This window comes from Vannielia sp. (assembly GCF_029212645.1).
Lineage (GTDB): Bacteria > Pseudomonadota > Alphaproteobacteria > Rhodobacterales > Rhodobacteraceae > Vannielia.
In genome coordinates this window covers 69,171-79,059 of the sequence record NZ_JARGND010000011.1, presented here as the reverse complement: position 1 = coordinate 79,059, position 9,889 = coordinate 69,171, and the positions used below count along the sequence as shown (strand labels likewise).

Below are 9,889 nucleotides of genomic sequence, written 5' to 3'. Positions count from 1 at the left end.
GTCGCCAGCATTAAAGCGTTCCGCCAAAAACCTGAATCACAGCTTTTGGCGGAGCGCAGTGCGAGGCAGGGTTGTTGCGCGCGCCTTACCTTTATCTGATGTCTCAGGTTTAAGGCGTGACGCTTTAGCGCCTCGCTGATTGCTGGGGGGGCTGTTTGGACGTTTGCGCGAGATTAAGCAGAAACGTCGCCATGGCGCATCTGGGCCACCATCTTCGCCCGCGACTTCGAGCGCTTGTTGCTCTCGGTCTGGCGCAAGCGCGACAGCCGCCGCAGGTTGCGCGCCGTGGTGCCCCGGATCGGGTGCATCATCGCGCGCATCACCTCATCCGGGCGGCTCCCGGCCATGGCCAGCGTCATGCCAGCCAGTCCCGAAGCGGTGAAGGCGGTGGATTTCTCCACCACCATCCGTGACATCTCATCACGCCCCTGCGGCGCAAGCCCGGCCATGCCCAGAACACGGTGTGAAAAAACCGAATGGCTCTCCGCAAGCAGCCAAGCGGCTTGCAGCCCCGTCACCCACACTTCAAACGCAACGCGCTGTTGCGGGGTGAAAGGGTGGCGGATCTTGGGAAGGGGCGACATAGCAAGTCCTTTTCAGACATTGGGGCAAAAGCAGCCCGATAAAACACCCCCCTTCCCGCGATCTCCTTACTTAGGTGTGAAATCGGGAGCCAATGAGACCTTGCCCTTTTCCCGGTTCGCCGTTTTTGCGGTATCGGCCTCCGCGGGTTTGGCCTCGGGGGCCGGTCCGGCGGGCTTTGCTTCTGCCTTGGGCGCAGCAGGTGCGGCGGGTTTGGGCGCAGCAGCCGGGGCCGGAGCAGGTGCGGCGGCCGCAGGCTTGGCGGCGGGCTTGGCCTTCACGGCAGGCTTGGCCTTTGCCTTGGGTGCCGCCGCTTTCGGCGCTGCCGGAGCCGCCGGTTTCGCTTGAACCTTAGGCGCAGCGGGCTTCGCTTCAACCTTAGGCGCAGCGGGCTTAGCGGCTGCCTTGGGCGCCGCAGCTTTCACCGGGGCTTTGGCAGCCGCCTTCACCGTTTTGGGCGCAGCCGCCTTGGCCGCCGGGGCCTTGGCTTTCGCCGCAGGCTTCGCCTTGGCTTCTGCTTTTTTCACGGCGGGCTTTGCAACCGGCTTGGCGGCGGCTTTTTTCGCCGGGGCAGCCTTCAACTCAACCACCTCAGCGGTTTTGGCCGCCTTCGGAGCCGGTTTCGCTGCCGCCTTCTTCACCGGCGCCGTGGCCTTTGCCTTGGCCACCCCAGCCTGAAGCCCGGCAGAGGCCCAAAACTCGCCCAGCGGGCTTGGCCATACGTCGAGCATTCCAAGCCCGGCTTTCGCCATATCCACCTGCGCTTCGATGACCGATGACCACAGCACAACCCCGTTGTGCCACATCTCGAATGCCGTAAGTGCTTGCCGCATGGGGTGTTCCTCATTTCCGTCTTGCCCCAACCACCGGTGTCGTCCGGTCCCAAGGGGATTACTGTGCAAAAAATCTCTCGCGCCGCTGCGCTATCGGCAGGCAGCACCTCCGAACAACCTACGCGATTGCTGCACCTGCGAAAAGAGCAAAATCGCCGCAGATCATCACACTTACTAGGTTTGAGCGTTAACCTGCCGCCCCGCTTGGGGATTTTTGCTGCACTGCGGCATGGCGCTGCGGTCGCCTATGCCTTGCCTTGCCGCGCAAATCAGGTGAAGGTTTGCCCCATTATTGCCCAACACCCCGGTCGCCCCATTTTGATGCACCGCAAATCGCTCATCCTTGCAGGCCTCGCCCTGCTCGCCGCGCTGCTCTCCGCATGGCTCTGGCTGCGGCCCGACCTGTTGGAGCAGGCCGCCGCAGCCTTCGGGCTGCCCGAGGGGAGCACAACCACCGCCCCGGCAGAGCACTTCGAGGCCGATGGCACCTTCCTGCGCCAATACCACCGCTCGTTTGAAACCGGGCTTGGCCCCGATGCGCTGATGACCTGGGCGCGCACGCGCTGCACCGCGCTTGGCGCTCCGCCCGCCGCACACCAGCTCCTGCCCAGTGCCGAGCCGCTCTGCACCCTGCCCGGCCCGCCTGCCACCGCCATCTCCCTTGGCGGGCGCTGCGGTGAAACCGGTTGCACCGCCACCCTTGTCTTCATGCGCCTCTAGGAGCCCACCCCATGACCAATGTCACCGAGGCCCCGCGCTGATCTCCAAGGTGAAACTGGGCCAAAACGACTGGCCGGCCAATTCGCAATCCAACATCTACCTCAACGGACAGCCCGCCTTTGCGATGGAACACCCCCAAACCATGAGCAAAGGCCCCGTCTCCTTGCCCGCCAACAGCCGCCTCTGAATCCTCCGCAAGAGCCTGTCCAACGCGCAGGCGATGTCGGCGAGGCCGAGAGCCTTACAATGTGGGACGAGCATGGGCCCGGCGGGCTTGGCACCACCGAAAACCGCAGCTTTTCGCCGGTCTATTACGAAAGTGACGCCTGCTCCGGCCCCCAATCCATGCCGAGCGAAATCACCAGTCTCACCCCCAGCCCGCACGGCCTGCTCTGGACACAACCAAGCTTCGCGTCGGTGCCAATGGGCACCGGTTCTTCATGGCTGCGCTACGATTATGACGGCACCAGGCGCTTCAGCCTGAGCTTCGATTAAGCCCCCCTCTGGTTCTTTTGCCTGCCCCGCGTTATCCAACACACATGACCACACGATTAACCCTTCGCCGCCCCGATGACTGGCACCTGCACCTGCGCGATGGCGCGATGCTGCGCGCCGTCCTCCCCGAAACCAGCCATCACTTCGCCCGCGCCATCATCATGCCCAATCTGGTGCCGCCGGTGGTCACGATGGCCGATGCCATGGCCTACCGCGACCGCATCCTTGCCGCCGCCCCCGGTGTGGGCCTGTTTGAGCCGTTGATGACGCTCTACCTCACCGAAGACACCGATCCAGCCGATGTTGCCGCCGCCCATGCCTCCGGGCTGGTGAAGGCGGTAAAGCTCTATCCCGCTGGCGCAACGACCAATTCAGCCTCCGGTGTGCAGGATTTTGACAAGGTCCGCCCGGTGCTGGAGAAAATGGCCGAGATCGGGATGCCCCTTTGTGTACACGGGGAAGTCACCACCCCCGAGGTCGATATCTTTGACCGTGAGGCCGTGTTCATCGACACTGTGCTTGATCCGATCCGCCGCGCTACACCCGGCCTCAAGGTGGTGATGGAGCATATCACCACCGCGGAAGCGGTGGACTACCTGCGCGCAGGCGATGCGGGGCTGGGCGCCACCGTCACCACCCATCACCTGATGATCAACCGCAATCACATGCTGGTTGGCGGCATCAAACCGCATTACTACTGCCTGCCCGTCGTCAAGCGCGAGCGCCACCGCGCCGCCCTTGTGGAGCTAGTGACAAGCGGCTTTGAGCGGGTGTTCCTTGGCACCGACAGCGCCCCGCACCTGAAAGGCGACAAGCAAAGCGCCTGCGGCTGCGCCGGCGTGTTCTCGGCCCCGGTCACCCTGTCCTGCCTTGCCGAGGTGTTCGACGAGGCGGGCAAGCTGGAGCAGTTGGAGGCCTTCACATCGCTCAACGGCCCGGCCTTTTATGGGATCGCACCCAATGAAGAACAGATCACCCTCATCAAGGGCGATCCCATCAGCTACCCGCCCGAGCTGGCCACCGAAAATGGCCCCGTTGTGGTGTTTGATCCCGGCTGCCCGCTGCACTGGCGCTTTGACGACGCCTACTGAGCCGCCCCACCCCGGCGGCTTTCTGCCTTGCAGGGCGCGGGAAATGGATATTTACAGCAAGAAAATGCCAACAGGAGCCGCCCCATGATCCCCACCAGCCACCCCGACAACGCAACCATCGCCAAGATTGCCGCCGGGATGCTGCTGGAGATCGAGGCGGTGCACTTTAATGCGCGCGAGCCCTTCACATATTCCTCCGGCCTCAAGGGGCCGACCTATATCGACTGCCGCAAGCTCATCTCCTTCCCGCGCATCCGCTCCACGCTGATGGATTTTCTGGTGGTCAAGGTCATGCGCGACGCGGGTTTCGAGGCGTTTGACAATATCGCAGGCGGCGAAACCGCAGGCATCCCCTTTGCCGCTCTGGTGGCCGAGCGGATGGCCCTGCCAATGACCTATGTGCGCAAGAAACCCAAAGGTTATGGCCGCAACGCCCGCATCGAGGGCGCGATGCGCGAAGGCGAGCGCGTGCTGCTCGTGGAGGATCTCACCACCGACGGCGGCTCGAAGATTTCCTTCGTCGATGCGATCCGCGACACCGGCGCCACCTGCGCCCATACGGCGGTGATCTTTTACTACGGCATCTTCCCTGACACCGAAAAAACGCTTGGCGATCACGGCGTCTCCCTGCACCACCTTTGCACATGGTGGGACGTGCTGGCAGTTGCCCGCGAGCGCAAGGCCTTTGACGCCGAAACGCTGGATGGGGTCGAGGCTTTCCTGAAAGACCCGCGCAAGTGGCAGGCCGCGCGCAGCGACGCAGGGTCATAACTTTCTTTTCCGCGGGTTCACCCCGCATCTGGTAGCCCCCTCGAAATTTACCGCTCCATGTGGTAGGTATCGGCGGCGGGCCGAGTTATTCAAGACTATCCACAGGATTTCCAGATAGGCCCGCACCCAGAATCGGCCTATGACCCACCCTCATCAGGGGGACTGAGCAGAATGAACGAGATCACCGCCTTCTCACCGGAAGGAACGGCACCCGACGCCGCCACACTGGCACCGCATAACATTGAAGCCGAGCAGCAGCTTCTGGGCGCGATTCTCACCAATAACGATGTGTTTGACCGCATCGCCATGGTGGTTCAGCCGAACCATTTCTACGATCCGGTCCATGCCCGCATCTTCGAGGTCGCCGCCGCGCGAATCTCAAAGAACCTCGCCGCCACGCCGGTGACGCTGAAGGCCTTCATGGAAGATGACGAGGGCCTGCAAGAGCTTGGTGGCCCGGCCTATCTCGCCAAGCTGGCCGGGGCCGCCGTTGCCAGCTTTGCCGCGCGCGATTACGCGCAGATCATCTATGATCTGGCGATCCGCCGCGAGTTGATGACGCTGGGGCGCGAGATTTCGGCCAAGGCGGCTGATGTGGATGTGGCCTCCGAGCCAAAAGACCAGATCGTTGAAGCCGAGCAGGCGCTTTACAAACTCTCCGAGGAAGGCCGCTCCGAAAGCGGATTTCAGAGCTTTCTCAAAGCAGTAACAGACGCAGTTAATGTGGCCAACGCCGCCTACCAGCGCGATGGCGGCCTTGCGGGCATCTCCACCGGCCTCGTCGATATGGATAAAAAGCTTGGCGGTTTGCACAAGTCAGACCTGCTGATCCTCGCCGGGCGCCCCTCGATGGGCAAAACCTCGCTGGCGACCAACCTCGCTTTCAACATCGCCAAAGCCTACAAGCGCGGCGAGCTGCCCGATGGCAGCGAAGGCGCTGTCGAGGGCGGCGTGGTTGGCTTTTTCAGCCTTGAGATGAGCGCCGAGCAACTGGCCAGCCGAATCCTTTCAGAGGCCTCCGAGATCAGCTCGCACAAGATCCGCCAGGGCGACATGGACGAATCCGAGTTTCGCCGCTTTGTCGAGGCCGCCAAGCAGCTTGAAAGCTGCCCGCTGTTCATTGATGACACCGCCGCCCTGCCCATCGGGCAGGTCGCCGCCCGCGCCCGCCGCCTCAAGCGCACCCACGGGCTTGACCTGATCATCGTGGACTATCTCCAGCTTCTGCGCGGCACCGCCGAAAACCGGGTGCAGGAGATTGGTGAAATCTCCATGGGACTCAAGGCGATAGCCAAGGAACTTAACATCCCCGTCATCGCCCTTTCCCAGCTCTCCCGCCAGGTTGAAAGCCGCGATGACAAGCGCCCGCAACTCTCGGACCTGCGGGAATCCGGCTCCATCGAGCAAGACGCTGACGTGGTGATGTTTGTCTACCGTGAGGAATATTACGCCGAGCGTGAAAAGCCCTCCGATGACCAGCTTGACAAGATGGCCGAGTGGCAAGAGCGCATGTCGCGCCTGCATGGCAAGGCCGAGGTTGTGATCGGCAAGCAGCGCCACGGCCCCATCGGCACCGTCGAGCTGAGTTTCGAGGCGCAGTTCACCCGCTTTGGCAACCTCGTGCAGCACTGGCAGCAGGGCGCGGAAGACAACTTCTAGCATCACAGCCTCGCGAGGCCCTTGGCGCGACTCACCCGCGCGCGCATCATCCTTTCCATGCGCGCGCTTGCTTTCCTTCTCGCCATGTCCCTCCCGGCTGCGGCCCAAACCGCCCTTGAGGTGGATGTCGAGCTTGCGCTCATGGTCGATGTCTCGCGCTCCATGGCCCCTTCCGAAATCGAGATCCAGCGCCGGGGCTACGCCGAGGCGATCCGCTCCCCCGAGGTCATGGCCGCCGTCGAGGGGGGGCTGCTGGGCCAGGTGGCGCTGACCTATATCGAATGGGCGGGCGATGGCGCGACCCGTGTGATCGCGCCCTGGACCGTCATCACCTCCCCCGCCGAGGCCGAGGCCTTTGCCAGCATGATCGACGAAAGCTTTGGCACCGGCATGCGCCGCACCTCGATCTCCGGCGCCATCACCCTGGCCGCTGACAGCATCGCCAGCAACCCTTACGAGGGCCTGCGCCGGGTGATCGACATTTCCGGCGACGGGCCAAACAACTCCGGCGCGCCCGTCACCCAATCGCGCGATGCGGCGCTGCGCCGGGGCCTCACCATCAACGGCCTCCCCTTGATGACCCGCGATGGCCGCCACCAAACCTGGGACATCGACCACCTCGATGCCTATTACCGCGATTGCGTGATCGGCGGCATGGGGGCCTTCGTGATCCCGGTCACCGATTGGGCCGGGTTTGAAACCGCCGTGCGCCGCAAACTGGTGCTCGAAATCGCCGGGCTCACGCCGCCCGCTCCAACCCGGCTGCAAAAGGCGCAGATGACAGATTGCCTCATCGGTGAGAAAATCCGCCAGGAACGCCGCCGCTATTGGGAGGATCAATAGGCGGCAGCAGGCGCAAGGCGCGAAATAGGCTTGACGCCCCGCCTCCCCACACCCAAAAACCGACCCTATGGGTAGTGGACAGCTCACAATTGATCTCGACGCGGTGGCCGCGAACTGGAAGGCGCTTGATGCGCTCACCGGCGGCGCTTGCGAAACCGCTGCCGTGGTCAAGGCCGATGGCTATGGCCTCGGCGCAAGCCGGGTGGCACGCGCATTGGCCCATGCCGGGGCGCGCCGCTTCTTTGTGGCCGTGGCCGAAGAGGGCGCGGCGATCCGCGATGCCCTTGGCCGCGGCCCCGAGATTTATGTGTTTGGCGGGCATATGTCGGGCGATACCGATATGCTGCATGACCTTGATCTCATCCCGATGCTCAACTCGATTGACCAGCTGACCCGCCACTTCGAGGCCCTGCCCAAATCGCCCTTCGGCGTGCAGCTTGATACCGGCATGAACCGCCTTGGCATGGAGCCCGCCGAATGGGCCGCCGTCCGCGATCTGGTGCTGTCCCGCACGCCCTCGCTGATCATGAGCCACCTTGCCTCGTCGGATGATCCATCCAGCCCGCAAAACAAGGCGCAGGTGCAGCTTTTCCGCGAGATGACCTCGGGCTGTGGCATCCCGCGCAGCCTTGCGGCCACGGGCGGCATCCTGCTTGGGCCGGAATATCACTTCGAGCTCACCCGCCCCGGCATTGGCCTTTACGGCGGCCGTCCGTTCACCGATGCCAAAGCGGTGGTCGAGCTTGCCCTCCCGGTGATCCAGACCCGCACCATGCTGAAGGGTGAGGTGGTGGGCTACAGCGCCACCTGGGAAGCCTCGGTCGATACCCAGATCGCCACCGTCTCGGGCGGCTACGCCGATGGCATCCTGCGCTCGCTTGGCAACAAGGGCCACCTCTGGGCGGGCAACACCGCCTGCCCGATCCGGGGCCGCGTCTCGATGGACCTGATCACCGCCGATATCTCCCACCTCACCGAGCAACCCAAGGTTTTGCACCTGCTGGGGCCGTCTCAGGGCGTGGATGCGGTGGCCGATGCCGCCGGTACCATCGCTTATGAAATCCTCACCTCGCTTGGTGCGCGCTACACTCGCCGCTATTCCGGCCGCTCGGGCTGACGGGTGGAAACCCTGATCTCCCCGCTCGCCCTTCTGGGTCGCCGCAGCCTTGCCGCCTTTGCCGCCATTGGCCGTGTGGCACTGTTCTTCCTTTCCACTCTCAGCCACATGGCGCGCCCGCCGTTCTACTTTAAGGAACTACTACAAGCCATTATCTCTATTGGCTATTTCTCGCTTCCCGTTGTCGGCCTCACCGCCATCTTCACCGGCGGCGCGCTGGCTTTGCAAATCTACTCCGGCGGCGCGCGCTTCAACGCCGAGGCAGTGGTGCCCCAGATCGTTGCCATCGGCATGGTGCGCGAGCTTGGCCCCGTCCTCGTTGGCCTGATGATCGCCGCCCGCGTCACCTCTTCGGTGGCCGCCGAGATCGCCACCATGAAGGTGACCGAGCAGATCGACGCGCTCGTCACCCTCTCCACCGACCCGATGAAATACCTCACCGTGCCGCGCGTGCTGGCCGCCCTGATCACCGTGCCGCTTCTGGTGGCTCTGGGCGATGTTGTCGGCATCATGGGCGGTTTTCTGGTGGCCACCGAGCGGCTGGGCTTCAACCCGGCAGGCTACCTGCAAAACACGTGGGACTTTCTGGAGGCGCTCGATATCATCTCCTCCCTCGTCAAAGGCGCGGTGTTTGGCGGCATCTCGGCACTGATGGGCTGCTATTACGGCATGAACTCCGGGCGCGGCGCGCAAGGCGTGGGCCGCGCCACCAAGTCCTCGGTGGTGGCCGCCGCCGTGCTGATCCTCGCCGCCAACTTCCTGCTCACACAAGCGTTTTTCACGATATGATCGAGCTTCGCAACGTCCACAAAGCCTTCGGCTCCAAGCACGTGCTGCGCGGCATTGATCTCTCGGTCGACCAAGGGCGCTCGCTGGTCATCATCGGCGGCTCTGGCACCGGAAAATCGGTCACGTTGAAGTGCATTCTTGGCCTCATCCGCCCCGATGCGGGCGAGATCATCGTGGGCGGCGAGCCTGTCACCACCGCCCGCTCCGCCAAGGCCCGCGAGGCCTTTCTCGCCCGCTTCGGGATGCTGTTTCAGGGCGCCGCCCTGTTTGATTCCATGCCCGTCTGGCAAAACGTCGCCTTCCGCCTGATGCGCGGCCACCTCAAGCGCCCCAAAGCCGAGGCCCGCGAGATCGCCGTGGCCAAGCTTCAGCGCGTCGGCCTTGGCCCCGATGTGGCCGATCTTTACCCGGCAGAGCTTTCGGGCGGCATGCAAAAGCGCGTCGGCCTCGCCCGCGCCATCGCCGCCGACCCCGAGATCATCTTCTTTGACGAGCCGACCACCGGGCTAGATCCGATCATGGCCGGTGTCATCAACGAGCTGATCCGCGAGATCGTCACCGAAATGGGCGCCACGGCGATCACTATCACCCATGATATGACCTCGGTGCGCGCCATCGCCGATGAGGTCGCCATGATCCACGCAGGCAAGGTCCGCTGGTCCGGCCCCATCGCCAAAATGGACGCCGCAACAGACCCTTACCTGCAACAGTTCATCACCGGCAGCGCCGAAGGCCCGATCGAAACCCTGCGCTAGACCCGCGCCTGCCACCTTGCGGTTGAGCACCAAAGCCCCCATCTTCCCCATACGCGTCCCAGCTGGCGAGTTGTCGATGGAAATCATCCTGGCGCCCCTTTTCGAACTCCTCATGGTGATCGTCGGAGCCATTTTCCAACTTGTGCTCTACCTCCTCGGCTCTATCCTCTCGCTCGCCTGGCTCGCCCCCACGAGCGTGGCCTCAAGCGCCTTGGCTATGTCATTGCGGGCTTC

The 9,889-nt window shown here is 63.7% G+C and carries 11 protein-coding genes; 9 read left to right on the top strand and 2 right to left on the bottom strand.

Going from position 1 to position 9,889, the window contains the following annotated elements:
- Positions 1-173: 173 nt before the first annotated feature.
- Together P1U55_RS05680 and P1U55_RS05675 are read right to left on the bottom strand one after the other, a co-directional pair.
- A complete protein-coding gene (locus tag P1U55_RS05680) occupies positions 174-584 on the bottom strand; it encodes a hypothetical protein (RefSeq protein ID WP_301046556.1) in 411 nt (136 codons plus the stop codon).
- A 66-nt stretch (positions 585-650) separates the two neighbouring features.
- Complete coding sequence (locus P1U55_RS05675; RefSeq protein WP_301046555.1) at positions 651-1,415, bottom strand: hypothetical protein; 765 nt, start codon at positions 1,413-1,415, stop codon at positions 651-653.
- 321 nt (positions 1,416-1,736) lie between these two features.
- Between P1U55_RS05675 and P1U55_RS05670 the strand changes: the two genes are divergently transcribed.
- The 9 genes from P1U55_RS05670 (at position 1,737) to P1U55_RS05630 (ending at position 9,655) form a co-directional block, all read left to right on the top strand.
- Positions 1,737-2,135, top strand: coding sequence for a hypothetical protein (locus tag P1U55_RS05670; RefSeq protein WP_301046554.1), 399 nt, complete (start codon positions 1,737-1,739; stop codon positions 2,133-2,135).
- 246 nt (positions 2,136-2,381) lie between these two features.
- On the top strand, positions 2,382-2,630 hold the full coding sequence (locus tag P1U55_RS05665) for a hypothetical protein (protein WP_301046553.1): 249 nt from the start codon (positions 2,382-2,384) through the stop codon (positions 2,628-2,630).
- Positions 2,631-2,674: 44 nt separating this feature from the next.
- Positions 2,675-3,721, top strand: a complete 1,047-nt coding sequence (pyrC, locus tag P1U55_RS05660) for a dihydroorotase (protein WP_301046552.1) — start codon at positions 2,675-2,677, stop codon at positions 3,719-3,721.
- A gap of 84 nt (positions 3,722-3,805) precedes the next feature.
- Entirely contained in the window at positions 3,806-4,492 is a 687-nt protein-coding gene (locus P1U55_RS05655) for an orotate phosphoribosyltransferase (RefSeq protein WP_301046551.1), read from the top strand.
- Between the two features lie 171 nt (positions 4,493-4,663).
- Positions 4,664-6,151: a replicative DNA helicase gene (locus tag P1U55_RS05650; RefSeq protein ID WP_301046550.1), complete on the top strand. Its 1,488-nt coding sequence runs from the start codon at positions 4,664-4,666 to the stop codon at positions 6,149-6,151.
- 57 nt (positions 6,152-6,208) lie between these two features.
- Positions 6,209-6,994, top strand: a complete 786-nt coding sequence (locus P1U55_RS05645; RefSeq protein WP_301046549.1) for a DUF1194 domain-containing protein — start codon at positions 6,209-6,211, stop codon at positions 6,992-6,994.
- A 67-nt stretch (positions 6,995-7,061) separates the two neighbouring features.
- On the top strand, positions 7,062-8,111 hold the full coding sequence (gene alr, locus P1U55_RS05640; protein ID WP_301046548.1) for an alanine racemase: 1,050 nt from the start codon (positions 7,062-7,064) through the stop codon (positions 8,109-8,111).
- A 15-nt stretch (positions 8,112-8,126) separates the two neighbouring features.
- On the top strand, positions 8,127-8,900 hold the full coding sequence (locus P1U55_RS05635; protein WP_301046559.1) for an ABC transporter permease: 774 nt from the start codon (positions 8,127-8,129) through the stop codon (positions 8,898-8,900).
- Positions 8,897-9,655 (top strand): ABC transporter ATP-binding protein, encoded by a 759-nt coding sequence (locus P1U55_RS05630; protein ID WP_301046547.1) that lies wholly within the window; start codon positions 8,897-8,899, stop codon positions 9,653-9,655. The genes P1U55_RS05635 and P1U55_RS05630 overlap by 4 nt, the downstream gene beginning before the upstream one ends.
- Positions 9,656-9,889 lie beyond the last annotated feature (234 nt).